At 66.9% G+C, this 23,541-nt stretch carries 20 protein-coding genes and 1 riboswitch; of the genes, 9 read left to right on the forward strand and 11 right to left on the reverse strand.

Translation table 11 applies throughout. From position 1 onward, the window contains the following. Positions 1-146: 146 nt before the first annotated feature. Together ACP690_RS09445 and ACP690_RS09450 are read left to right on the forward strand one after the other, a co-directional pair. The gene (locus ACP690_RS09445; RefSeq protein ID WP_426260962.1) at positions 147-1,544 is read left to right on the forward strand and encodes an MFS transporter; all 1,398 of its coding nucleotides are present in this window, start codon (positions 147-149) and stop codon (positions 1,542-1,544) included. A gap of 169 nt (positions 1,545-1,713) precedes the next feature. Then, positions 1,714-2,271, forward strand: a complete 558-nt coding sequence (locus tag ACP690_RS09450) for a CHAP domain-containing protein (RefSeq protein ID WP_426255208.1) — start codon at positions 1,714-1,716, stop codon at positions 2,269-2,271. A 128-nt stretch (positions 2,272-2,399) separates the two neighbouring features. Here the strand turns inward: ACP690_RS09450 and msrB are convergent, their stop codons facing one another. Next, on the reverse strand, positions 2,400-2,939 hold the full coding sequence (msrB, locus tag ACP690_RS09455; protein ID WP_244056091.1) for a peptide-methionine (R)-S-oxide reductase MsrB: 540 nt from the start codon (positions 2,937-2,939) through the stop codon (positions 2,400-2,402). A gap of 65 nt (positions 2,940-3,004) precedes the next feature. Between msrB and ACP690_RS09460 the strand changes: the two genes are divergently transcribed. Continuing rightward, on the forward strand, positions 3,005-3,283 hold the full coding sequence (locus ACP690_RS09460) for a hypothetical protein (protein ID WP_426255209.1): 279 nt from the start codon (positions 3,005-3,007) through the stop codon (positions 3,281-3,283). Positions 3,284-3,352: 69 nt separating this feature from the next. Here ACP690_RS09460 and ACP690_RS09465 read toward each other — a convergent pair whose 3' ends face one another. From ACP690_RS09465 to ACP690_RS09475, 3 genes are read right to left on the reverse strand one after another with little or no spacing between them, the layout of a single operon-like run. Continuing rightward, entirely contained in the window at positions 3,353-4,588 is a 1,236-nt protein-coding gene (locus ACP690_RS09465) for a cytochrome P450 (RefSeq protein ID WP_426255345.1), read from the reverse strand. A 50-nt stretch (positions 4,589-4,638) separates the two neighbouring features. Next, positions 4,639-5,868 (reverse strand): ABC transporter permease, encoded by a 1,230-nt coding sequence (locus tag ACP690_RS09470; RefSeq protein WP_426260940.1) that lies wholly within the window; start codon positions 5,866-5,868, stop codon positions 4,639-4,641. Beyond that, positions 5,865-6,818 carry an ABC transporter ATP-binding protein gene (locus tag ACP690_RS09475; RefSeq protein ID WP_426260941.1) on the reverse strand — a complete coding sequence of 318 codons (954 nt, stop codon included), beginning with the start codon at positions 6,816-6,818 and terminating at the stop codon, positions 5,865-5,867. The genes ACP690_RS09470 and ACP690_RS09475 overlap by 4 nt, the downstream gene beginning before the upstream one ends. A 66-nt stretch (positions 6,819-6,884) precedes the next feature. Here ACP690_RS09475 and queG point away from each other — a divergent pair, with 66 nt between their 5' ends. Continuing rightward, a complete protein-coding gene (queG, locus tag ACP690_RS09480) occupies positions 6,885-7,955 on the forward strand; it encodes a tRNA epoxyqueuosine(34) reductase QueG (RefSeq protein ID WP_426260942.1) in 1,071 nt (356 codons plus the stop codon). A 6-nt stretch (positions 7,956-7,961) separates the two neighbouring features. After that, positions 7,962-8,069: riboswitch (SAM-I-IV-variant riboswitch) on the forward strand. A 57-nt stretch (positions 8,070-8,126) separates the two neighbouring features. Next, on the forward strand, positions 8,127-9,185 hold the full coding sequence (locus tag ACP690_RS09485; RefSeq protein ID WP_426260943.1) for a threonine aldolase family protein: 1,059 nt from the start codon (positions 8,127-8,129) through the stop codon (positions 9,183-9,185). A 361-nt stretch (positions 9,186-9,546) separates the two neighbouring features. Here the strand turns inward: ACP690_RS09485 and ACP690_RS09490 are convergent, their stop codons facing one another. The 7 genes from ACP690_RS09490 to ACP690_RS09520 all read right to left on the reverse strand — a co-directional run bounded on the left by ACP690_RS09490 (position 9,547) and on the right by ACP690_RS09520 (position 18,245). After that, positions 9,547-9,963 carry an Hpt domain-containing protein gene (locus ACP690_RS09490; RefSeq protein ID WP_043060370.1) on the reverse strand — a complete coding sequence of 139 codons (417 nt, stop codon included), beginning with the start codon at positions 9,961-9,963 and terminating at the stop codon, positions 9,547-9,549. 82 nt (positions 9,964-10,045) lie between these two features. Beyond that, positions 10,046-11,419, reverse strand: coding sequence for a ribosome biogenesis GTPase Der (der, locus tag ACP690_RS09495; protein WP_426260944.1), 1,374 nt, complete (start codon positions 11,417-11,419; stop codon positions 10,046-10,048). 51 nt (positions 11,420-11,470) lie between these two features. Then, the gene (locus ACP690_RS09500) at positions 11,471-12,430 is read right to left on the reverse strand and encodes a tetratricopeptide repeat protein (protein ID WP_426260945.1); all 960 of its coding nucleotides are present in this window, start codon (positions 12,428-12,430) and stop codon (positions 11,471-11,473) included. Between the two features lie 102 nt (positions 12,431-12,532). Continuing rightward, complete coding sequence (locus ACP690_RS09505; protein ID WP_426260946.1) at positions 12,533-14,260, reverse strand: vWA domain-containing protein; 1,728 nt, start codon at positions 14,258-14,260, stop codon at positions 12,533-12,535. A 91-nt stretch (positions 14,261-14,351) separates the two neighbouring features. After that, positions 14,352-14,972 carry an RNA polymerase sigma factor gene (locus tag ACP690_RS09510; protein ID WP_426260947.1) on the reverse strand — a complete coding sequence of 207 codons (621 nt, stop codon included), beginning with the start codon at positions 14,970-14,972 and terminating at the stop codon, positions 14,352-14,354. Between the two features lie 244 nt (positions 14,973-15,216). Then, positions 15,217-16,533 (reverse strand): sigma-54-dependent transcriptional regulator, encoded by a 1,317-nt coding sequence (locus ACP690_RS09515; protein WP_426260948.1) that lies wholly within the window; start codon positions 16,531-16,533, stop codon positions 15,217-15,219. Then, positions 16,530-18,245 (reverse strand): sensor histidine kinase, encoded by a 1,716-nt coding sequence (locus tag ACP690_RS09520; RefSeq protein WP_426260949.1) that lies wholly within the window; start codon positions 18,243-18,245, stop codon positions 16,530-16,532. The genes ACP690_RS09515 and ACP690_RS09520 overlap by 4 nt, the downstream gene beginning before the upstream one ends. Before the next feature lie 223 nt (positions 18,246-18,468). On the opposite strand from ACP690_RS09520, the gene ACP690_RS09525 reads away from it, so the two are divergent. The 4 genes from ACP690_RS09525 to ACP690_RS09540 all read left to right on the forward strand — a co-directional run bounded on the left by ACP690_RS09525 (position 18,469) and on the right by ACP690_RS09540 (position 23,270). After that, the gene (locus ACP690_RS09525) at positions 18,469-19,815 is read left to right on the forward strand and encodes a dicarboxylate/amino acid:cation symporter (protein WP_426260950.1); all 1,347 of its coding nucleotides are present in this window, start codon (positions 18,469-18,471) and stop codon (positions 19,813-19,815) included. Between the two features lie 63 nt (positions 19,816-19,878). Further along, the gene (locus ACP690_RS09530) at positions 19,879-21,429 is read left to right on the forward strand and encodes an alginate export family protein (protein WP_426260951.1); all 1,551 of its coding nucleotides are present in this window, start codon (positions 19,879-19,881) and stop codon (positions 21,427-21,429) included. Between the two features lie 275 nt (positions 21,430-21,704). Then, positions 21,705-22,892 carry a tyrosine-type recombinase/integrase gene (locus ACP690_RS09535; RefSeq protein WP_426260952.1) on the forward strand — a complete coding sequence of 396 codons (1,188 nt, stop codon included), beginning with the start codon at positions 21,705-21,707 and terminating at the stop codon, positions 22,890-22,892. A 204-nt stretch (positions 22,893-23,096) separates the two neighbouring features. Beyond that, on the forward strand, positions 23,097-23,270 hold the full coding sequence (locus tag ACP690_RS09540) for a helix-turn-helix transcriptional regulator (RefSeq protein WP_426260953.1): 174 nt from the start codon (positions 23,097-23,099) through the stop codon (positions 23,268-23,270). The last annotated feature ends 271 nt before the right edge of the window (positions 23,271-23,541 follow it).

A 23,541-nucleotide genomic window follows, 5' to 3' on the forward strand; every position in this document is an offset into this window, starting at 1 on the left:
TGCTGCAAACCCGAAATTCGAAAGCGTGATTGACCGCCTTCGTCGCGCGACTATGATCGCCTGAGAAAACAGGAGCTTGCATGAGACGAGCGGGAGAGGATGCTGCCGCGGCGGTGCCGGCGGCGCGACGGATCGGCACCGGCGCGATGGGCAGCTACGCCTTCGGGGCGGTGGCCTATGGCGTGAAGGATGCCGGGTTCGGCACCTTCCTGCTGCTCTTCTACAACCAGGTCGTCGGCTTGCCCTCCGCCACCGTCGGTCTCGTCGTGATGGTCGCCTTGCTGATCGATGCCTTCGTCGACCCCGCCGTGGGCTTCCTGTCCGATCGTACGCGCACGCGCTGGGGACGGCGGCACCCATGGATGTATGGCTCGGCGCTGCCGATCATGGTTGGCTGGGTGCTGCTGTGGAATCCGCCGAGCGGCTGGGGGCAGGGCGCGACGCTCGGCTGGCTTTTCGCCTGCGCCGTGCTCGTTCGCACCGCGGTGAGTGCCTATGAGGTCCCCTCGGTTGCGCTGACACCCGAACTGTCGTCGGACTATGACGAGCGGACGCGGATCATGGCGTGGCGCTATCTGTTCGGCTGGGCGGGCGGGCTCACCATGCTGGTGTCGGCCTATCTCTACTTCCTCGCGCCGACGGCGGAGCATGCCAACGGGCTGCTCAACCGGCAGGGCTATATCGGCTATTCGATCCTCGGTGCCCTGCTGATGGGGGCGGCGATCCTGACTTCGGCAGCGGGGACGCACAAGGAAATCCCCAATCTGCCCAACCCGCCGATCGAGCGGCAGACGTTCCGCGAAAACCTGCGCGAACTAGCGGACACGGTGAAGAACCGCGCCTTCGCCATCCTGATGCTGGCGGGGCTGTGCGCCTATACGGTGCAGGGCATCAGCTATGCGATGTCGACCTATCTCTACACCTACGTCTGGGGCTTCCAGGGCGTCGTGTTCGTCTATGCGACGGTCGCGCTGTTCGGTGGCGTGCTGGTCGCCTTCGTCGCCGCGCCGCGCATCGGCAAGCAGTTGAGCAAGCCGCACGCGGCGGCGGGCGCGGTGGCGATCGGCGCGACGCTCAACATCGCGCCGTACGCGCTGCGGTTGCTGCATGTGCTGCCGGATGTGGGGCAGCCCGCGCTGCTGCCGATCCTGCTCGTGTTCTTCGCCGCCGCGACCGCGTGCAACGTCAGCGCGTTCATCCTGGGGGCGTCGATGATGGCGGACGTCGTCGAGGATTCGGAGATGCGCACCGGTCGCCGCTCGGAAGGGGTGTTCTTCGCCGGATCCTTCTTCGTCCAGAAATGCACGTCGGGGATCGGTATCTTCCTGGCGGGCGTCATCCTGGCGATCGCCGGCTTCCCCGAAAAGGCGGTGCCCGGCACCGTACCGATCGACACGATCGACCGGCTGACGCTGACCTTCGGCCTCACCTATCTGCTGATCGCCGGCTGCGCGGCGTTCGTCTTCACCCGCTTTCCGTTCGGCCGTGCCGAGCATGAGGCGCGGCTGGCACGACTTGGGGCAGCAAAACTGGCTGATTCCTGAGCATTTCGCCGTTCAGCGTGGCGACAGGATCGCGATTCACCGCTCATCCCATCGCTTCGTCGGCGCGCAAACACCGTTGGGCGCTTATGGTTCCCGCGCCTGTTGGCGAAAGCCGACCCCCTGTGTAGCGACATCCTCGACGAACGGGTTTTGACCGGGGGGTCAGCAAATGACTTTGAAGGCGTTGGCAGCGCGTTTTGCGCTGGTGGTATCGTGCGGCCTGATGATGGCCACCCCGGCCATGGCGCAGTTCTGGCAGTGCGCGCCCTATGCCCGCGAAATCTCGGGCATCGACATCCACGGCAACGCCAACACCTGGTGGAGCCAGGCCGCCGGCCGGTACGAACGCGGCCATGCGCCGAAGGTCGGTGCGGTTCTCGCCTTCCAGTCCACCCGCCGCATGCGCGTCGGCCATGTCGCGATGGTGTCGCGGGTCGTCAGCGACCGCGAAGTGCTCCTCACCCACGCCAACTGGTCGCGCCCCGGCGCGATCGAGCGCAACGTTCGCGCGATCGACGTCTCGGCCGCCGGCGACTGGAGCGAAGTGAAGGTGTGGTACGGCCCGACCGGCGGCCTCGGCACCTCGAGCTATCCCACCAACGGCTTCATCTATTCGGGCCATGCCCCGGCGATCGATGACGAGCCCGCCACGCCGATGGTCGACATGGACACCAGCATCATCGCCACCGCTGCCGCCGTGCCGGTGGTTCCGGTCGCCGCGAAGTAATCCACACCCACGGGCTTACCTCCAGCGCCATTCGCCCTGAGCCTGTCGAAGGGCAGCCATCCGCGGATGTGACGCTTGGGGGGAGGGGTGCGCTTCGACAGGCTTAGCGCGAACGAAAGAGCGCGCCCTCACCCCGCCCGGAACGTCATCGCCACGCCGTTCATGCAATAGCGCTTGCCGGTCGGCTTCGGCCCGTCGTCGAACACATGGCCCAGATGCCCACCGCAGCGGCTGCAATGCACCTCGACACGCTCCATCATCAGGGACCGATCGCTGCGCGTGCCGACCGCACCCTTCAGCGGCGCATAGAAACTGGGCCAGCCGGTGCCGCTTTCGAACTTGGTCTTGGACGAAAACAGCGGCTGCGCGCAGCCCTTGCAGGCAAAGGTGCCGGCGCGATGTTCGCCATTGAGCGGGCTGGAATAGGGCCGCTCGGTGCCCTCGTGCCGCAACACGGTCCATGCCGCATCGCCCAGCTTCTTGCGCCAGGCGGCATCGCTCATCTCCACCGGATAGCGTTCCGCGGCTGCGGCGGGCGCATTGCGGCACCCCCACAGAAAGGCGCCGACGGCACCGGTGGCGGCGAGGGAGAGAAGCGAGCGGCGGCTGGGCTGATCGGTCATGATGAGGATGTAGGACGGGATCGGGCCGGTTTCATCCCCACCCATGCTATTGATTCGGCCGGGAACCTCGCTTCCCATTCGCGCGCTTGGCACGACCGAGAGGTGATACCATGTCGTTCCAGCAGCTCGATCCGCCGCTTCCCGTCCACGTCCTCGACAAGGGGGCAGGCTATGCCTTCGCCGTCATCGATTACGGGCAGGAGCATAATCTGATCTGGGTCACCGCGATCAACGACACCGGCGAAATCTGGTGCGCGCCCAACCCGCGCGTGCGGATGCAGGCGAACTGGACGATGGGTCGCAAGAAGCCGGCTGCGGTTGCCAAGGCGGAAGCGGGCGACTGCTCGGATGTGGCGCCGGTGAGCGTCGAGGTGGTGAAGCCGAACTAAGGGGTGGGTCCTCTGACCGTCATTGCGAGCGTAGCATAGGTTCGCTCGCAATGACGGGAGGGGCAGCCATCAATACCGGCTGATCTCCACCGGCAACTGCCGGTAACCATGCACGAAGCACGCGGCGACGCGCGTCGGTTCGCCGACGACGTTCACCCGCATCCGCCGCTTCGCCATTTCCTCCATCAGGATGCCGATCTGCAATTCGGCCAGCCGCGCGCCCACGCAACGGTGGATGCCGTGGCCGAACGCGAGGTGCCGGCGTGCATTGGGCCGGTCGACCACAATCTTGTCGGCATCCGGGCCGAACACGCTCTCGTCACGGTTGGCGGAGATATACCACAGCGCCAGCTTGTCGCCTTCACGGATCGTCTGCCCCATCAGTTCGGTATCGCGCGTCGCGGTACGGCGCATGTGCGCGAGCGGCGTCTGCCAGCGAATGATCTCCTGCGTCATGTTGGGGATCAGCGACGGGTCCGCCTCCAGCTTCGCTCGCTCGTCGGGGAAACGATCGAGGCCATACGCGAGCGCGGTCATCGAGTTGCGCGTCGTGTCGTTGCCGCCGACGATCAGCAGGATCAGGTTTCCGATGAATTCGAAATGATCCATGTGGCTCATCGCATCCGAATGGATCATCATGCTGATGAGGTCGGGCGTCTGCGGCTGGCCGACCTTGGCGTTCCACAGATTCTGGAAGTACGCGCCGCATTCGTACATGTAGCCGAGGCGCTGCTTGCGCAGTTCCTCGTTCTTCACCAGCTCGATATCGCCCGCCCAGTCGGACCAGAAAGTCAGCTTGCGCCGGTCCTCCCACGGGAAGTCGAACAGGATCGCAAGCATCTGCGTCGTCAGCTCGATCGAGACCGTATCCACCCAGTCGAACCGCGTGTTCCACGGCAGGCTGTCGAGGATTTCCGCGGTACGGCGGCGGATGTCGTCGCTCATCCGCACCATTTCGGATGGCGTGAAGGCGGGCGCTACGGTGCGCCGCTGCCCGGTATGCACCGGCCGATCGCGCGCGATGAACATCGGCATGCGCACGTCGCTTTCGGGGATGAAGTCGGCGAGGGTGATCCCGCCGACCTCGGACGAATAGATATCGGGTAGCGATTCGACCTCAACGATCGGCTTGTAGGTCGAGACGGACCAATAGGGGCCGTAGTCGCTATGCTCGCAGCGATAGACCGGGGCCTCGGCTCGCAATTGCGCGAAGGGCGCGTGCCAGGTGTCGTCACGGTACAGTTCCGCGCGGCTGACGTCGAACGGATCGACCGCGGGTGCGGTCGCCTGCATGAGGGTCGCCATCATCACTCTCCTGTCTTTTGCCGACAGGAGATACCCGACTGACACTTATGTCAATTGGCTTTCGCGCGCTTCCAGAACGGCCGGGCGCTGCCCGATTGCAGCACGCCGCGCCGGAACAGCCGCGCGCCGAGCGTGATGAAGATCGACACCCACAACAGCTGCCAAGCGATCGCCGCAAGATGCGGCCAGATCGCCGGCGAGGTTGCGGCGCGGCCGGCCATCGCGAAGGGCGAGGACAGCGGGAACAGCTCCGCCACGGTCGCGACCCAGCCGGTGGGGTTGGCGGTGCCGGCCAGCGCGAGCGCCAGCATGCCCATCTGCAACACCGAAATCGGCAGCGCGAGCATCTGGATTTCGCGCGGGGTCGACGCCTGCGCGCCGACGACGAGGAAGGCCGAGCCGAGCAGCAGATAGGCCATGGTGAAATAGGTGACGAACAGCGCGACGAACACCGGCGTGCCGACCGCGGTCTGGATCGCCAGAGCGCGCGCGACCTCTGGCGGCAGGAAGGAGCCCAATTTGGCGATAATCGTCCCCCAGAAGCCGACGAACAGCAACGCGACGCCGAACATGCCCAGCAGTTTGCCCAGGAACACGCTTTCCAGCGGCACCGCGGCGGCGAGCACCTCGATCACCTTGTTGTTGCGCTCTTCGGCCATGGTGCCGACGACCTGGCTGGCGAGGAACAGGTTGAGCAGGAACACGCCGAACACCGCGAACGACGCAGACTGGCGGCGGTTGCCCGCGGAGCCGCTCTGCCGCTCCAAGGGCGTCTTGGTCGCGACGACGCGCGGCGCGGCGTTGCCGAGTTTGTCCGCGGTCAGCGTTTCCTGTGCCAACACGCCCAGGTAATCGGCGGCACGCTTGCCGCGCGGGCCGTACAGGATCTGCGGCCGGTCGAGCGGGCCGTACAGCACGGCACTCGCCTCATAGTCCTTGCTCTCGAACGCGGCGCGCGCCTGCGCCGCGGCGTCGCCGGTCGGCGTCAGCGTGGCGAGGGCGGGGGGCGCCTCTTCGTCACGGCGGAACACGTCGCGCAGGCGATCGTCCGCGTCGGTCATCACGCGCGCCTGATCGGGCGATACGATGGCGACCATCCGCGTCTTGTCGGCGCGGCCATCGGCGACGCTCGCCGCACCCATGCCGCCGATCGCGCCGAACGATCCCATGATGACCGGCGCGAACAGGAACAGCAGGAAGATCGGAGTGAAGACGGTCGCGATGAAATCGCGGCGCGCGATGGTGAGCGCCTGGCGCAGCGTGCGGGCGAGGTTGGTCATGCAGTGGCTCCCCCATTCAACTGACTGGCGCCCGGCGGGTTGGCGGCGTCGCGGCCGACGATGCGGACGAAGGCGTCATGCAGGCTGGGCCGCTCGATCGACAGGCCACCGATGCCATAGCCGCGCGCGATCAGCGTGCCGAGCAGCCCTTCGATCCCCTCGCCGGGCAGCTGGAACCGCCAGCCGTCTCCGTCGCGCATCGCATCATGCGGCAACACGTCGGCGATCGCGGCGTCGGGATGCGTCGGCAGGTAGCGGACCTGGCTGGGCAGCGTGCCCCGCGCCGCGTCCACGGTCCCTTCGAAGCGGCGCTTGCCGCCGGCGATGATCGCCAGCCGGTCGCACACGCGCTCGGCATGCGCCATGATATGCGTCGAAAACAGCACCGTCGCGCCGCGGTCACGCTCGGCGAGGATCAGCGATTCGAGCTTTTCCTGATTGACCGGGTCGAGGCCGCTGAACGGTTCGTCGAGGACCAGCAGGTCGGGGCGATGCACCACCGATCCCAGCAACTGGACGAGCTGCGCCATGCCCTTCGACAGTTTCTTGATCTTCTCGTCGATCGCATGGCCCAGGCCCGCCGCCTCCATCATCTCGGCGGCGCGTGCGCGACCGGTACGGCGATCGAGCCCGCGCAGTGCGCCCATGAAGGCGATCGCGTCACGCGCCTTCATCGACGGATACAGGCCGCGCTCTTCGGGCAGATAGCCGACGCGGTCGCTCGCCTCGCGTGGGGCGGCGTGGCCCAGGATGGAGCGGTGCCCCTCGTCGGGCTCGATGATGCCGAGCAGGGTGCGCAGCGTCGTCGTCTTACCGGCGCCATTGGGGCCGAGCACGCCGTAGATCGCGCCGCGCGGCACCGACAGGTCGACGCCGTCGACGACGCGCCGCTCGCCGAAGCGCTTGACCAGATGTTCGGCAAAAACCGCCGGTTCGCTTGATCCCACCATCCGCCCCCATTCGCTCGACCCGAATGGGTGAGTGTGTCGTCGTGACGTCTGTGGTAGCGGGCGCGCGTGGCGAAAGACAAGCCTTCCCCGACCCCTATCGAAGCGCGGATCAAGGCCGAGGCGGCGGCGCTCGGCTTCGTCGCGTGCGGGATCGCGCACGCCGACGCCGCGCCCCGCAGTGGCGAACGGTTGCGGCAGTGGCTCGATGAAGGCCGCCACGGCGGCATGATCTGGATTGAGGAGCGCAGTGCCCAGCGCGCCGCGCCGGCCGCCTTGTGGAGCGACGTGCGCAGCGTCATCGCGCTCGGCATGAGCTACGCGCCCGCACGCGATCCGCTGGCGCTGGCGGGCGAGGGGGAGCGCGGCCGCATCTCCGTCTACGCGCAGGGCGGCGACTATCACGATGTCGTCAAGCGCGCGCTGAAAGCGCTGGGCCGCTGGCTGGCGCGCGAGGCGGGGTGCGACCTCAAGGTCTTTGTCGATACCGCGCCGGTGATGGAAAAGCCGTTGAGCGAGGCGGCGGGCCTCGGCTGGCAGGGGAAGCACACCAATCTCGTCAGCCGGGATCACGGCAGTTGGCTGTTCCTCGGCGCGATCTACACGACGCTGGACCTCGCGCCGGACACGCCGGGGCGCGACAGTTGCGGATCGTGCGACGCCTGCCAGCGCGCCTGCCCGACCGATGCCTTCCCCGCGCCCTATCGCCTCGATGCGCGTCGCTGCATTTCCTATCTGACGATCGAACATGCCGGGCCGATTCCGGAGGAGTTTCGGACTGGCATCGGCAACCGCATCTATGGCTGCGACGATTGCCTCGCGGTGTGCCCCTGGAACAAGTTCGCCGCCAGCGCCGCGGCCAACATGGCATTCCACCCGCGCGCCGAGCTGACCGCGCCGGCGCTCGCCGACTTGCTGGCGTTGGACGATGCGGGGTTCCGGCAGGTCTTCTCCGGATCGCCGATCAAGCGGATCGGGCGCAATCGCATGGTGCGCAATGCCGCGATCGCCGCGGGCAATAGCGGGTCGCCAACGCTGATCCCGGCGCTCGACCTGTTGCTTGGCGACGACGACCCGGTGGTGGCGGAGGCGGCGGCGTGGGCGCGGGCGCGGCTTGACCGCACGGGGAGTGGCGGCTAACCGCCCCGCCAGCATCAAGAGTCGAACGACGTTCGACGCCAACCTGCTCCCCGAGCAAGGTGGCGCCCCCGGCAACGGGGGGATGTGGCCGGACCGGCAACCAAACGGGACCTCACGCCACATCGTCGTTCGTCTCCGGGTGCAGACCGTTTTGCACAAGGATCCGACGCCGTGACCGCCCAGCCCCAGCAATTCGCCAGCGACAATTATGCGGGCGCCTGCCCCGAGGCGATGCAGGCGATGCTCGCTGCCAATGCCGGATCGGCGGTCGCCTATGGCGACGACGACTGGACGCAGGCGGCCGCCGACCGTCTTCGCGCGCTGTTCGCGAAGGATGCCGAGGTGTTCTTCGTGTTCAACGGCACTGCGGCCAATTCGCTGGCGCTCGCCTCGCTGTGCCAATCGTACCATAGCGTCATCTGTTCGTCGGCGGCGCATGTCGAAACCGACGAATGCGGCGCGCCGGAGTTCTTCTCGAACGGGTCGAAGCTGCTGCTCGCGCCGTCCGCCGACGGCAAGCTGACGCCGGATGCGATCCGCGCGCTGGCGATCAGCCGGTCGGACATCCACTTCCCCAAGCCGCGCGTCGTCACGATCACCCAGCCGACCGAGACGGGGCAGGTCTATGCGATCGAAGAGGTGCAGGCGATTTCCGCGGCGTGCCGGGAGCTGGGACTGAAGTTGCAAATGGACGGCGCGCGCTTCGCGCATGCCTGTGCGGCGCTGGGATGCTCCCCCGCCGCGATCACATGGGAAGCGGGCGTCGACGTGCTATGCTTCGGCGGCACCAAGAACGGCCTGGCGATCGGCGAGGCGGTGATTTTCTTCGACCGCAGCCTTGCCGAGGATTTCGACTATCGCTGCAAGCAGGCGGGGCAGCTCGCGTCCAAGATGCGCTTCCTGTCGGCGCCGTGGATCGGGCTGATCGACAGCGGCGCATGGCTGCGCAACGCCGAACACGGCAATGCCGCGGCGCGGCGGCTGGCGGATCAGGTGTCGGGGCTGCCCGGTATCAACCTGCTGTTCCCGGTCCAGGCCAATTCGGTGTTCCTGATCGCGCCCGAACCGGTGCTCGATGCGCTGCGGCAGCGCGGCTGGCGCTTCTACACCTTCATCGGCGGCGGCGCGCGCTTCATGTTCGCATGGGATGCGGATCCGGCGCGGGTCGATGCATTGGCAGCGGATATTCGCGAGGCGTGCGTCGGGTCACAGGTGGACCTGGCGGCGTAGCGGCCCCGCCATCGTCCTCATCCCAGCGCAGGCTGTGTCTTTTCATGTTGGAACGCACTGCCCGCCAACGGGAGGATCCCAGCCTTGGCCGGGATGACGTATCGCCAGGACCAATCGATATTCATTCACGCCAAGATGCGAAGAAATGAAGAAAAGACGGTTCACGCGGAGGCGCGGAGGACGCGGAGGTGTCTCGCGCGTGGAAGCGCTTCGCCTTGACCTCGACCGAGATGGACAGGCTGCTCGCGCGGCAGACCCCACACCTCTGCGTCCTCCGCGCCTCCGCGCGAACAAAACTCTTTTTCAGGTCTTTCCGCTCGTCGGGAATCCATCACGACGGTGAATGCCGATAGGCCTTGGCTTACCCCAAACGGCGCCCGAAGCCGCCGCCCGCCGGCCGCCGCGGCACGAGCGGGTTTGCCTCGCGCTCCAGCAGCGCCAGCGTTTCGAAGAACAGCGGGCGCAGGCGCACGACATGCTCCAGCGCCTCTTCGCAGGTTTCGTGGCGCTCGACGCAGTCGCGCGCGAATTCCTCGATCGTCTCGGCCAGCATCGCCAGCGGCTCTGCACCGAACTGGCGCGCCTCGCCCTTCAGCGTGTGCGCCGGAATCACCATCGCGGCGGCGGTTTGCGCGCGCATCGCCTGTTCGATCGCCGACACCGATTTCACGCCGTCTTCGCGGAAATAGCCCAATATGCGCACGAAGCCGGCGCCCAGTTCGGCGCGCGCCTGGGCGAACGCCGCCCAATCCACCAACGTGCTGCCTTCGAACGACACGGCCTTCTCCCCTCAGGATCGGACCAACCATATTGAGCAGCGGTAAACAGCTGGTTGCCGATGCGGCCGATTAGGGCGGACCCTAATCTTTGGTGTCGAAGGGATTCTTCGGCGCGCGGAAGGTCAGACGCACAGGAACTGCCCCAAATCCCAGATCCTTACGCATTGAATTGACCAGATAGCGTTCATAGCTCGCCGGCAATTGGTCGACGCGCGTGCCAAAGATCACGAAGCTCGGCGGCCGTGTCTTGATCTGCGTGACGTAGCGCATCTTGATCCGCTTGCCGCCGGGGGCGGGCGGGGGATTCGCCTCGACCGCGCGTTCGAACCAGCGGTTGAGCTCGCCGGTGCCGACGCGCTGCGACCAGGCCTCGCGCGTTTCAAAACAGGCTTGGATCAGCTGGTCGATGCCCTTGCCGGTCGCCGCCGACACGGTCATCACGGTGACGCCCTTTACCTGGGACAGGCCGTCCTCCAGCGCGCGCTTGACGCCGTTGAACAGCGATGAGGCGTTTTCGGCGACGTCCCATTTGTTCAGTGCGATCACCAGCGCGCGGCCTTCGGACAGCACCTTGTCGGCGATGCGCAGATCCTGCGCCTCCAGCCCCAGCGTCGCATCGAGCAGCAGCACGACCACCTCGGCGAAGTCGACCGCGTGCAGCGCATCGGCGACCGACAGCTTTTCCAGCTTGTCCTGCACCTTGGCGCGCTTGCGCATGCCGGCGGTGTCGATCAGGCGGACGGCGCGCGGGATGTTGTCGCGGTCGTACCAGGTCCAGTCGACCGCGATCGAATCGCGGGTGATGCCGGCTTCGGGCCCGGTGATCATCCGGTCCTCGCCCAGCATCTTGTTGATCAGCGTCGACTTGCCCGCGTTGGGGCGGCCGACGATGGCGAGCTTCAGCGGTGCGTCGGGGGAGTCGTCGTCCTCTTCTTCCGGCATCGCCTCGATCGCGGCTTCCAGATGGGGAAGCAGCGCCTCGAACAGGTCGCCCATGCCCTCGCCATGTTCGGCGGACAGCTGCACCGGATCGCCGAAGCCCAGCGCGAGGGATTCGAGGATGCCTTGTTCGCCGGCCTTCCCCTCCGCCTTGTTGGCGGCGAGCACGACGGGGGTGGACGACGAGCGCAGCCAGCGCGCGATCTCTTCGTCGAGCGGCACCACGCCCGCGCGCGCATCGACCAGGAACAGCGCGACGTCTGCCTGGCCGATCGCCGCCTCGGTCTGCAGGCGCATGCGGCCGGGCAGCGTCTGGGCGTCGTGATCTTCGTAGCCGGCGGTGTCGACGACGCGGAAGTCCATGCCGATCAGCGTCGCATCGCCTTCGCGCCGGTCGCGCGTCACGCCCGGCCGATCGTCGACCAGCGCGAGTTTCTTGCCGACGAGGCGGTTGAACAGCGTCGACTTGCCGACATTGGGACGGCCGACGATCGCGACGATAGGAAGACGGGACATGGCCGTGCTTTAGGGGAGGCGGGTGCAAACACCAAGTCCCGGGGCAAACGCCTATCGCCCGGCGCCGTCCGCCTCCAACCGGTCGGCACGCTCGCGATCCTTCTGCGCGCCCCTGGCATCGCCGCGCTCTGCCCGAATATCGCTGCGCAGGCGATAGGCGCGGGCGGAGCGATCGAGGCGGATCGCGCGGTCCATATCCTTTTCCGCCCGCGCCAGGTCGCCGCGCTGCCGATAGGCGAGCGCGCGGTTTAGATAAGCGCTCGCCAGGTCGGGGCGCAGCGCGATGGCCCGGTCCAGCGCGCCGATCGCGGCGGTGGGATCGCCAGCCTCCAGCGCGGCGAGGCCGGTGCGCAAGGCCGTATCCGCGGGGTCGGCGGCAATGCCGGAGGCGCGTTCCGTGTAGCGACCGACGCCGGTGCGGCGTGCGACGCGCGATCCCGTAACCACGACGTCCTGCGTCTGAGCCGGGGCGGACATCGATGCCGCGGGCGCGGGGGGCGGGGGCGGCGGTGGAGGCGGCGCAGGTTCCACCACGGCTTCCGGCACCGGTGCGGGCGCGAACGCGGACACGGGTGCGGATACCGGCGCGGGCACAGGAGGCGGCGGCGGAACGGCCTCTTCCTGCCTCTCCGTCGCGCGGTGTACCGGTGCGGCGGGGGTGGGCGTCCCTTCGGCCTTCACGGCGGATGGCGGCGCCGGAGCCATCCGGTCCGCCACGATCTGTTCCGGCCGTGCGTCGCCTTTGGGTCGGTGGCGCGCGACCTCGCTCGGCACGTCGCGATGATCGAGCGCCATCGGGATGCCCACCAAGGCGACGAGCGCGATCGAGGCGAGCGCTCCCGCCGGCCCCGGCCGCAAGCGCCAGCCGGCACGTGCGGGCGGTTGGCGGCGGGGCGGAGTGGGTGCCTCCACCCCATCGAACCGCGCCATCGCCGCATCCAGCGCCGCCCGCCGCGCGGCGGGGCGCGGCGGCGGCGGATCGGGCAGCTGGCGGGCGAGATCGTCGTCCATCGCGGCTCAACCGGCCAGGCAGGGGGGAAGGACGCGCGCCATCCCCCCGGCTATAGCGGCATCGACGCGGCCACCGGAAGCGTCAATGCCGCCCGCCATCGCTCAGCGCACCAGCGGCGGCATCGCCTGCGCGGCGCGTGCCTTGCCGACGAGGTCGATGAACTCGGCGCGATAGGCGAACGGATCGGCCCCCTTCGCCCCCACCGCGATGCGCGCGACATCGTCATAGCCGAACCGCCCTTCATAGGTGCCGCCGCGCAGCAGCTCGGCGAACCCTGCCACGGCGGTGGCGAAGCGCGCGTCACGCGGGGCATCGGCGAACCGTGCGGCATGCGCGGTCGGGATCGGCCGCGCGATCAGCCGGCTGGTCGACGCCTTGGGCAGCTTGTAGCGGATCTTGACGAAGCCCAGCTCGGCGGCGCGCGCCTTTGCCGCGCTGGCCTTGGCGTTCTTGCCATAGCGCAGCGGATCGACCGTGCGCGGACCGCCGACCGGCACCACTTCGTACAGCGCCGTCACCGTCCGCCCGGCGCCGACATCGCCGGCATCGACCTTATCGTTATTGAAGTCCTCGCGCGCCAGCAGCCGGTTTTCGTATCCGATCAGTCGATATTCGGCGACCGCGGCAGGATTGAACTCCACCTGCACCTTCACGTCCTTGGCGATCGGGAACAGCGACGAGCTCGCCTCCGTCACCAGCGTCTTGCGTGCCTCGTTCAGCGTGTCGATGTAGGCGGCGACGCCATTGCCGTTCTGCGCCAGCGTCTGCATCAGCGCATCGTTGTAATTGCCCATGCCGAAGCCGAGCACGGACAGATACACGCCCTTCGTCCGCTCCGCCTCGATATAGCCCTTCAGCTGATCCTGATCGGTGATGCCGACGTTGAAATCGCCGTCGGTCGCCAGGATCACGCGGTTCACGCCCTTGGGATCGAAGTCGCGTTCGGCGAGCGCATAGGCCTGGCGGATGCCCTCCGCCCCCGCGGTGCTGCCGCCCGCTTCCAGCCGGTCGAGCGCGGCGAGGATACGGGTCCGGTCGCTCGCCGGTGTCGGCTCCAGCACGGTGCCGGCCTGACCCGCATAGGCAACGATCGCCACCCGGTCGTTCTCGCCCAGGCTGTCGAGCAGCAGCCGCAGCGACTGTTTCACCAATGGCAGCTTGTTGGGCTCCATCATCGATCCCGACGTATCGACGAGGAAGACGAGGTTCGCGCGCGGCCGCGTGGTACGGGTGAGGTCATAGCCGCGCACGCCGACGCGGACGATCAGCCGCCCCGGCGCCCAGGGGCTGGGAAAGACCGACAGATCGGTGCTGAACGGCTCCGCCGCGCTCTTCGCGGGGGCATAGTCATAGGGGAAATAGTTCACCAGCTCTTCGGTCCGCACCGCGTCGCGCGGCGGCAGCGTGCCGCGGTTCAAAGACGCACGCACGAATGCATAGGACGCGGTGTCGACATCGAGCGAAAAGGTGGAGACGGGCGCCTCGGCGACGCGCTGGAAGGCATTCTGCTTAATCGGCGTGAAGCGGTCGCGGCCGGTCATCGAAAAGGGCGGCGCGTGCGGCGGCAAGGGCATGCCGATACGCTGCGCCGACATCATCATGACCGGTGCAGGCACAGGAGGCGGCGGCGGCGGGGGCGGCGGTGCCGGCTCGTTGGGGGCGGTGACGCGCGATCCCGTCAGGACGATATCGTTGGCCGCCTCCTGCGCGACAGGCGTCGGACTCTCTGCGCCGGTCCGCCGCGTGGTATCGGCACATCCAACGACGAACAGCGCGGGCAGGCCCAGGGCGGCGAGCAGGACGGGGCGGGCGAAGCGGGCACGGGTCATGGCAGTCTCCTCGAAGAACCGGCGGCACATCGTCCGCCTGTTCCTTCGACGCGGCAGCCCGCATGATCCTTGGGAGCATCCGTGCATTTTTTTACGCGCCCCCGCCCAGCCGCTTGCGCGCCTCGTGCAGGCGCCACGACACCGTCGCTTCGGCGACGCCCAGGATCGCGGCTGCCTCGGCGTGGGTCAGCTGCTGCCCCGCAACCAGCACCACCGCATCGCGATAGGCGGGGGGCAGCTTCATCACCGCGCTCTTCACCCACATCGCATCGTGCAGGTCGGCATGGTCGCCGCCGCGCCCGATCCCGGCGATCACCGCCAGCCGTTCGGTCAGCCCGCGAAACGCCCGGCCGCGGCGGCGCGCATCGCGGCAGGCGTTGAAGGTGATCCCGCACAGCCACGTCGAAAACCGCGCCTCGCCGCGAAAGCTGCCGATCCGCCGGACGAGCGCACAGCAGACGTCCTGCGCGATATCCTCCGCATCGCTGCGCGATCCGGTCAGCTGCCAGGCGAGCGCGTGGATCCGGTCGTAATGCCGATCGATCAGCGCACCGAACGCGTCGCGATCCCCCGCTATCGCCGCAGCGACCAGATCGGCGTCGGGGTCTGTGGTCGGCGCAGAGGCCGACGGCGCACCGTCCGATCGCGCCTGCCCATCAAGACCGTCCCCCGCCATGCCCGCTGTCTGCCCGATCGCGCCGCGCGACGCCATGGCCGGTGTGCAGGACACCCGTTTTCACCAGCGGCGGGGCGACGTCGTGGGATGAGAGCGATGTGCTCCGTCATTGCGAGCGCAGCGAAGCAATCCAGGGCGTCCTGATCCGGCTCTGGATTGCTTCGCTGCGCTCGCAATGACGATCGGGGATGTTCTGCGATGCCGTCTCTGGCGTCGCCTAGAGGTTCGGGCCGACTATGCGTGGATGACCGCGGCCGCAGCGAATTGGACGAATGTGCCCCTAATCGCCGCGCAGCCCCCGGCGTAGCGCGGTCAGGTCGATGCCATGCCGCTGCACCTTGTAGTAGAAGGTCTTTCGCGGCAGCCCCAGTCGCTCCATTGCAATGCTGGCGTCACCGCCCGCCGCGCGGATCGCCTCCACCATCGCTTCGCGTTCGAAGGCGGCGACGCGGTCGGGCAGCGTCGCGGAGGACACGGCGGGGGCGCCATCGCCCGGTTCCAGGTCCAGCACGACGCGATCGGCGAAATGCGCCAGCTCCCGCACGTTGCCCGGCCAGTGATGCTCCGCCAGCCGCTCGCGCGCCATCGCGGTCAGCGGCGGCACCGGCATGCGCAGCCGCGCGGCGGACGCGTCGACCAGATGCGCGAACAGCAGGGGGATGTCCTCGCGCCGCTCGCGCAAAGGCGGCAGCCGCAGGCGGACCGCGGCGAGGCGATAGAAGAGCTCGGGGCTGATCGCCGCCGGCCCATGCTCACCCGCTTCGCCGCCCGCCGCGATGATACGCAGATCGATCGGCGCGGGCGCCCGCGTGCCCGTCCGCACGGCGCGCTCTTCGATCAGCGGCACCAGCCTCGCCTGAAGTCGCGGCGAGGCGCGATCGATATCGTCGAGGAACAGCGTTCCCCGGCTCGACGCCATGACGCCCGTGTCGCCGGGGCCGAACAGCTCGCCGTCGATCAGCTCTTCGGGAATCGCGGCGCAGGCGACGGGGACGAAGCGGTGCCGCCCGCGCCGCCCGGCCCGGTGGATCAGGCGCGCGAGCAATTCCTTGCCCGTGCCCGTCTCGCCCTCGATGAACAGGTCGATGTCGGCATTGGCCAGCACCGGCACCATTTCGCGCAGCCGCCGGATCGCCGGGCTGCGGCCGACCAGCGCCGCGGCGACGCCGCCGCTCTCCGCCTCCTCGGCCGCGGCGCGCAATCGCCGGTTCTCCAGCGTCAGCGCGCGCGCCGTCGCGGCGCGGCCGACGGCCGCGACCAGCGCATCGGGATCGCACGGCTTGCTGAGGAAATCCCACGCGCCCGCCTTCAGTGCGCCGACCGCGGTCGCCACATCGGCATGGCCCGTCACCAGGATCACCGGCAGCGCCGGGTCGCGCGCGTGCAGCGTCGCGAACAGCTCCAGCCCGGACATGATCGGCATGCGGATATCGCTGACCACCACGCCCGGATAGTCGGCGCCCAGCGCGTCGAGCGCGGGCGGCGCGGCGGCAAAACTGTCGACGGTAAAGCCGGCCAGGGACAGCCATTGCGCGGTCGCGGCGCGCAGATCGTCGTCATCGTCGACCAGCGCGACGCGGGGCGTGATCTCGCTCATGCGCGCCGCATCGCGATGGCGAAGGCTGCGCCTTGCGCGCTCGGCACCAGCCGCAGCGATCCGCCAAGGTCGTGCATGATATCCTGCGCAATCGTCAGCCCCAGCCCCAGACCGGTCGGGCGGCTGGTGGCGAAGGGGGTGAACAGCCGTTCCGCGATATCGGGCGCGATGCCGGGGCCGGTATCGGCGATCGTCAGCACCACGCACTCGCCCTGATCGTCCAGCGAGATCGTGATCGCGGGTGCCGGCTGGCCATCCAGCGCCTCGACCGCATTCTGCAGGATGTTGACCACCACCTGTTCCAGCCGCACGCGACCGGCGACCACCAGCAGGCCGGGCGGCAAGGTGGGCCAGCGCACAGCGACGCGCGCCAACCGTTCCTTCAGGATCAGCCGCGCGCCGTCGAGCACCTCGGCGAGCGCCACCGGACCGATCGCGCCCGACCCCTTGCGCGAAAAGCCGCGCAGTTCGGCCGTCACCGCGCCGATCCGCTCGGTCAGCCGCGCGATGGCGTGCAGGTTACCGCGCACCTCCTCCAGCGCACCGCGATCCAGCAGCGCCTCGCCCGCGGCGGCATAGGTGCGGATCGCCGCGACCGGCTGCGCGGTTTCATGCGCGACGCTGGCGGTGATCTGGCCCAGCGCGGCGAGGCGGTTCGCCTGGCGCAGCCCCTCGCGCAGGTCGTCGGCGCGTGCCTCCGCCGCGGCCCGTTCGGCGATCTCGCGGCTCAGGTCCGCGGTGCGTTCCGCCACCGCCGCCTCCAGCGCCTCGGTCCGTTCCGCGCGGCGGCGGGCACGCTCGCGCAACGCCCAGCCCATCGCGACGAGCGCCAGCATCGCCAGCGCCGCCGCGCCGGCGGCATTGCGCATCGCCGCGGTGATCGCGCCGCGCGTCGGCATCGCCAGCGTCACCCGCCAGCCGGCGGCATCGGCCGGGCTGGTCGCCATCATCAGCGTCTCGCCGCTCGCGCCATCGGTCAGCCGGCCGTCGGCATCGCGCCAGGGGCGGGGGCCCAGCGCCGCGATGCCGAAGTCGGCGCGGGCCGCCGCGGCGGCGGCGGGCGCCAGCAGGCGTGTCTCGGCAAAACGCCACGATCCGCGACTGGTGACCAGAATGACGCCCTGCGGCCCCGTCGCAAAGGTGATGCCGCCGGCCTGCCGCCATTCGCGTTCGACCCGGTCGAGCTCCAGCTTCACCACCACGACGCCGCCGTCGCGGGTGCGCCTGGACAGGTACAGGCCCGGCCGGTGGCTGACGGTGCCAAGCGCGAACTGCTCCGCCTGACCGGTCCGCGCGGCCTGCGCATAATAGCGGCGGAAGCGATAATTGTTGCCGACGAAACTGTCCGGCATGCGCCAGTTGCTCGCCGCCAGCGTGTTGCCGTCGCGGTCGATGACATAGATCACCGCCGCGCCGGTGCTCATGGCCAGCCCCTCCAGCTTCCGGTTCAGCGCCGCCGCCATGCCGGGCATGCCCGCCAGCGTGCCCACGACATCGCGATCGTCCGACAACGCTTCGGGCAACAGGCGGAACCGGGCGATCTCGCTGGTCAGCAGCGATTGGCGCAGGCGGACGTCGGCGGTCAGCGCGGCCTCGAACCGCGCGCGCGCGTTGCGTTCGGCGACCATGCCGATCGCCAGTGCCGCCAGCACGCTGGCCGCCAGCGCGGCGAGCACCCATCCGATCCGGCGCACGATTCTCGAATCCCGCATGCCGGCACCGTACGCCGGTGACGGCGCGTGTGCAATTTTCGGCACTGGACGGTCTGGGGGAGGCGAATAGTGACACGTCGCGCAGCGGATGATCTACGCTAAGTCACTAAAAAAAACGATTAAAATATACGCGGTGCACTGTTTCAGTCCGCGCGGCGCGTCCGGCAACACTCGACCCAACCACACCGCGACGTACGCGGGTCATTCGAGAGGAGCCGCATCCATGACGATCTATCCGGCCACCAGCGGAACGCCGCACGCGGTTCCGCCCGCGGCACGCCCCTGGTACGCCCACCTCTATGTCCAGGTGCTCGCCGCGATCGTCGCGGGCGTGCTGCTCGGCCATTTCGCGCCCACCACCGGCGAAGCGCTCAAGCCGCTGGGCGATGCCTTCATCAAGCTTGTGAAGATGGTGATCGCACCGGTCATCTTCCTCACCATCGTCACCGGCATCGCCGGGATGCGCGATCTCGCCTCGGTCGGCCGTGTTGCGGGCAAGGCGTTCATCTACTTCCTGTTCTTTTCCACGCTGGCGCTGATCATCGGTATGGTCGTCGCCAATGTCGTCCGACCGGGCGCGGGGCTCAACATCGATCCCGCGACGCTCGATACCAGCAAGATCGCCGATTTTGCCGAAAAGGCACATGAAACGACGCTGGTCGGCTTCCTGATGAGCATCATCCCCGACACGTTCCTGTCGTCGATGACGGAAGGTAACATCCTCCAGGTCCTGCTCGTCTCGATCCTGTTCGGCGTGGCGCTGGCGCTGGTCGGCGATCGCGGCGCCCGCGTGCTCGACCTGCTCGAAGACGTGTCGATCGCTTTCTTCAAGCTGGTCGGCATCGTCATGAAGGTCGCGCCGATCGGTGCGTTCGGCGCGATGGCCTTCACCGTCGGCAAATACGGGATCGTGGCACTGAAGGGCCTCGCCTGGCTGGTCGGCAGCTTCTACTTCACCTCCTTCCTCTTCGTCGTCGTCGTCCTCGGCATCGTCGCGAAGCTCGCCGGTTTCTCGATCTTCACGCTGATCCGCTATCTGAAGGCGGAATTGCTGCTGGTGCTCGGCACCTCGTCGTCGGAAAGCGCGCTGCCGGCGCTGATCGAAAAGATGGAGCGCGCGGGCTGCCCCAAGTCGATCGTCGGCCTGGTCGTGCCGACCGGCTATTCGTTCAACCTCGACGGCACCAATATCTACATGACGCTGGCGGCGCTGTTCATCGCGCAGGTGTGCAACGTCGACCTGACGATCGGCCAGCAATTGCTGCTGCTGGGCGTCGCCATGTTCTCGTCGAAGGGCGCGGCGGGCGTCACCGGGGCCGGGTTCATCACGCTGGCCGCAACGCTGTCGATCGTCCCCTCGGTGCCGGTCGCCGGTATGGCGCTGATCCTGGGCATCGACCGCTTCATGTCGGAATGCCGCAGCCTGACCAATTTCATCGGTAACGCCGTCGCCACCGTCGTGGTCGCGCGGTGGGAGGGCAAGTTCGACCAGCAGCAGTTCGACCTGGCGGTGGCCGGTCGTCTGCCCCGCGTCGAGGATCTGCCCGCGGGTGCCGTCGCGGCCGAATGACCGCACCAGACGGCGGCGCCCGTGATGCGCCGCCGTCCCACCACCGACCGAAAGATCGATCCCATGTCGAACATCGCGCGCCAATTGGTCGCCACCGCCACGCTCGCCCTTCTCGCCGCCACCCCGGCGCTGGGCGAAACCCCCGCCGCCCCCGCTGCCGCAACTACCCCCGCGACCGCTGCCGCTCCCGCCGTACAGGCGCTACCGCCCAAGGAGCGGGGCAATCAGGTTCCGGCCTCTCCCGTCTCCGAAGCCTATCCCGCCGAAGCGATCGGCGACGGCGTCACCAGCGGCGGCTACAACCAGTCGCGCTGGGTCGAGGACTGGCGCCGCTATCGCGACCCCAAGAAGCGCGACGATATCCTCGACCGGATGAAGTTCATCCCGCTCGACGGCAAGGGCGACATCTATCTGACGCTGTCGGGCGAATTGCGCTTCCGCGTCAACGAAACGACCAACCCCAATTTGCGCGCGGGTGAGGCGCAGCGGCAGGACATCACGCGCATCGTCGGCGGCGCCGATCTGCATCTGGGCAGCCACGTCCGTCTGTTTGGCGAACTGGCGCATGGCGGCCTCGCCGGCCAGAATCTCGGTACGATCACCCCGCAGATGCGCAACGATCTGGTCGTCCAGCAATCGTTCGTCGACCTCACCGGCACGGTCGCGCAAGCCGACGTCGGCATCCGCTACGGTCGCCAGACCTTCGCCGACGGTCCGAACCTGATGGTCGTGCCGCGTGATAACAACACGATCTTCACCGTCTATAACGGCACCCGCGCCTGGGCGCGCGCGAAGCAGGTGCGCGTCGACCTGTTCGATTTCCATACGACCCAATTGGGCGTCGGCGGCACCGGCGACGACATCAGCGATCGCGGCCGTCGCTTCTCGGGCATTTCGGGCGGTATCGTCCTGCCCAAGACGCTGTTCGGCGGGTCGAAGCTTTACCTCGACCCGTTCTTCTGGCGGCTGCGCAATAGTGCCGCCACCTGGGGCCGTACGACGACGCGCGAGGAACGCTTCTTCTACGGCCTGCATACGCTGGGGGACATCGGCCCGGTCAACCTCGACTGGACGGTCAATCATCAGGGCGGCCATTTTGACGGTCGACCGATCAGCGCCTGGCTGCTGCTGTTCGCGCAGAACTATCGCCTGGGCAAGGACCGCAGCGCGCCCCGTATCGGCTTCCACGCCGATTACGCGTCGGGCGGCGGCGCTTATACCGGCGGCACGCTGCGCAACGCGCTCGCGCCCTTCGGCAACAACATCTATTACAGCTACCAGCTGTACGCGACGCCGACCAATTTGATCGCGCTCGCGCCGACCTTCACCTTCAACCCGCTGAAGACCGTGCGCCTGTCGGCGGAATATCAGCTCAGCTGGCGCGATACGGTCCGCGATGCGGTGTATCGCGCGAACGGCACCGCCTTCGCCGGCACGCAGAATGTCCCGGGCCGCAAGATCGCCGACACCGCGCGCCTACAGGCGGTCTGGACGATCTCGCCCCGCGTCAGCGTCACCGGCCGCTACGAACATCTGATGGCGGGTCCGGCGCTGAAGAACGCCGGCTACAGCAGTTCGGATTTCCTCGCCGGCTGGCTCAGCTTGCGCTTCTGACCGGGCGGGGCCCAATACGACGATAGGCCATGTTCCGAGGGGAACGTGGCCTATCGTCGTCTCGAACGAGATACACGCCGCCGCTCATCGTCGGCTGAACGAACCACCTGACAAGCAAGTGGCGGAGACGGAGTCCGCCCGCCTGCATTCCAGCAACGTCCAAGGCTATCCTATAAGTCGTTCAGTATCAGTATCTTAGTAAAGAGTTTTGTCCGACGGGGGCCAATGCAGTCCAGCATATTCCCAACTTTTATGTTGGTCGCTATGTGGGTCAAATGAGCGGTATCAAGCCAGCAGGACGCCACCAAGAGAAGCGGCTTAGCGCCGCGTTCGTACGCACGATAAAGGACCCCGGTTTCTACAGCGATGGTCACGGGCTGTACCTAAAGGTGGATGCATCCGGCGCTAGGCGTTGGGTGCAGCGCATTGTCATTCACGGCAAGCGACGGGACATTGGGTTGGGTTCTGCCAGTCTAGTTAGCCTCGCAGAAGCCCGTGAAGTCGCCTTACAGCACCGAAAGGTGGCTAGGGCGGGTGATGACCCTATAGAGTCTAAGCGGCGCTCTACGGCCATCTTGACGTTCCAAGAAGCTGCGCGCCAAGTTCACGAACTCACCAAGCCCACTTGGCGCAATGAGAAACACGGCGATCAGTGGATTAACACCATGACGACCTATGTGTTTCCGGTGTTTGGATCGAAGCGCATCGATAATGTCGGCGGCGCCGACGTTCTAGCTGCTCTGTCCCCGATCTGGAACGAGAAGCCGGAAACCGCAAGCCGGGTCAGGCAGCGCATCGGGTCGGTGTTCAAGTGGGCTATGGCGAAGGGCTGGCGAACAGATAATCCGGCGGAGACGATCACGAAGGCGTTGCCCAAGCACGACCGGTCCAAGACGGTACACCGCAAGGCTCTGCCGTACGATCAGGTCGGCAGCGCGATTAGAAAGGTACAGGATAGCGACGCTGGCGTTACCACGAAGCTGGCGTTCGAATTCCTCGTCTTAACGGCAACCCGATCTGCGGAGACGCGCGAAGCCGTATGGAGCGAGTTTGACCTAGCTAAAGCCGTTTGGACGATTCCCGCTGGCCGTATGAAGGCAAAGAAGGATCACCGGGTGCCGCTCTCACCGCGGTGCCTCGCGATCCTTGCCAAGGCAAAGACGTTGAAGCGGGACGCAGACGATCTCGTGTTTCCGGGCACAAAGGATGCGAAGCCTTTGTCCGATATGACGCTGTCCAAGCTAATGAAGGACCTTGGCATCGCCGCCGTACCCCACGGCTTCCGGTCATCGTTTCGCGATTGGGCTGGTGAAACGACGGCGCATCCCCGCGAGGTCATCGAATTCGCGTTGGCGCATGTCATACAGGACAAGGCAGAGGCGGCTTATGCCCGCAGCGACCTGTTTGAGAAACGGCGGGCGCTTATGAAAGACTGGGCAGCGTACACAGAAATAAAAAACTGATGTGTGTCTGTCCTGCAACACCTGCCAAATGCCCTTCGCTAAGGCAATGAAGTTAATAATAAATCTCTTTTGGCTGTGTAAAGAAGACGGCTAGATTTTTTCTTATGCTCTAAACTTTTTGACTATGTCCAAAGCGGACGCTTAGGTCATTGCGCTTTGCTTTGCGCGATCATAGCTAGCCCACGTCAATTATGAGAGGTGGCAGTGAAGCAACGCGTTATAAGGATAAAAGATGTTATTATGATGACTAGTCTTTGTCGTAGCAGCATCTATTCCTACATGGCAAAGAGCTTGTTTCCGAAACCAATCAAGATTGGCACAAGGGCAGTAGCTTGGAGGCTGAGCGATATTGTTGCCTGGCTTGCTCTGCGAGAATAATAGTAGGATATGAGATATATGACGACCAGGAAAAAGAGAACAGCCGCACAGTACATCGATAGTATTCTTAACAATAAGACTGCCGAAAAGACGGGGGTTGTTCGCAGAAGCATTGCGACGTTGCCCAATCATTTGAGCGTAGCTGATCTAATTGCGGAGGTGACTAGCCGGAATTACAAGGTATTGATTGGCGACAACCAGTTCGTAATCATTACCGATCGGAACCTCACGATTTGTAACTAGATATACGCACGAGGCCTGTACTGCTATT

Origin of the sequence: Sphingomonas sp. DC4900 (genome assembly GCF_049896485.1) — a bacterium.
In the GTDB taxonomy this organism is placed as follows: domain Bacteria; phylum Pseudomonadota; class Alphaproteobacteria; order Sphingomonadales; family Sphingomonadaceae; genus Sphingomonas; species Sphingomonas aquatilis.

Bases quoted from the DNA above. Each gene is read 5' to 3' on its own strand.
- ACP690_RS09445 (WP_426260962.1), top strand. From the start codon at position 147: ATGGGCAGCTACGCCTTCGGGGCGGTGGCCTATGGCGTGAAGGATGCC.
- ACP690_RS09450 (WP_426255208.1), top strand. From the start codon at position 1,714: ATGACTTTGAAGGCGTTGGCAGCGCGTTTTGCGCTGGTGGTATCGTGC.
- msrB (WP_244056091.1), bottom strand. From the start codon at position 2,939: ATGGGTGGGGATGAAACCGGCCCGATCCCGTCCTACATCCTCATCATG.
- ACP690_RS09460 (WP_426255209.1), top strand. From the start codon at position 3,005: ATGTCGTTCCAGCAGCTCGATCCGCCGCTTCCCGTCCACGTCCTCGAC.
- ACP690_RS09465 (WP_426255345.1), bottom strand. From the start codon at position 4,588: ATGGCGACCCTCATGCAGGCGACCGCACCCGCGGTCGATCCGTTCGAC.
- ACP690_RS09470 (WP_426260940.1), bottom strand. From the start codon at position 5,868: ATGACCAACCTCGCCCGCACGCTGCGCCAGGCGCTCACCATCGCGCGC.
- ACP690_RS09475 (WP_426260941.1), bottom strand. From the start codon at position 6,818: ATGGTGGGATCAAGCGAACCGGCGGTTTTTGCCGAACATCTGGTCAAG.
- der (WP_426260944.1), bottom strand. From the start codon at position 11,419: ATGTCCCGTCTTCCTATCGTCGCGATCGTCGGCCGTCCCAATGTCGGC.
- ACP690_RS09500 (WP_426260945.1), bottom strand. From the start codon at position 12,430: ATGGACGACGATCTCGCCCGCCAGCTGCCCGATCCGCCGCCGCCGCGC.
- ACP690_RS09505 (WP_426260946.1), bottom strand. From the start codon at position 14,260: ATGACCCGTGCCCGCTTCGCCCGCCCCGTCCTGCTCGCCGCCCTGGGC.
- ACP690_RS09510 (WP_426260947.1), bottom strand. From the start codon at position 14,972: ATGGCGTCGCGCGGCGCGATCGGGCAGACAGCGGGCATGGCGGGGGAC.
- ACP690_RS09515 (WP_426260948.1), bottom strand. From the start codon at position 16,533: ATGAGCGAGATCACGCCCCGCGTCGCGCTGGTCGACGATGACGACGAT.
- ACP690_RS09520 (WP_426260949.1), bottom strand. From the start codon at position 18,245: ATGCGGGATTCGAGAATCGTGCGCCGGATCGGATGGGTGCTCGCCGCG.
- ACP690_RS09525 (WP_426260950.1), top strand. From the start codon at position 18,469: ATGACGATCTATCCGGCCACCAGCGGAACGCCGCACGCGGTTCCGCCC.
- ACP690_RS09530 (WP_426260951.1), top strand. From the start codon at position 19,879: ATGTCGAACATCGCGCGCCAATTGGTCGCCACCGCCACGCTCGCCCTT.
- ACP690_RS09535 (WP_426260952.1), top strand. From the start codon at position 21,705: ATGAGCGGTATCAAGCCAGCAGGACGCCACCAAGAGAAGCGGCTTAGC.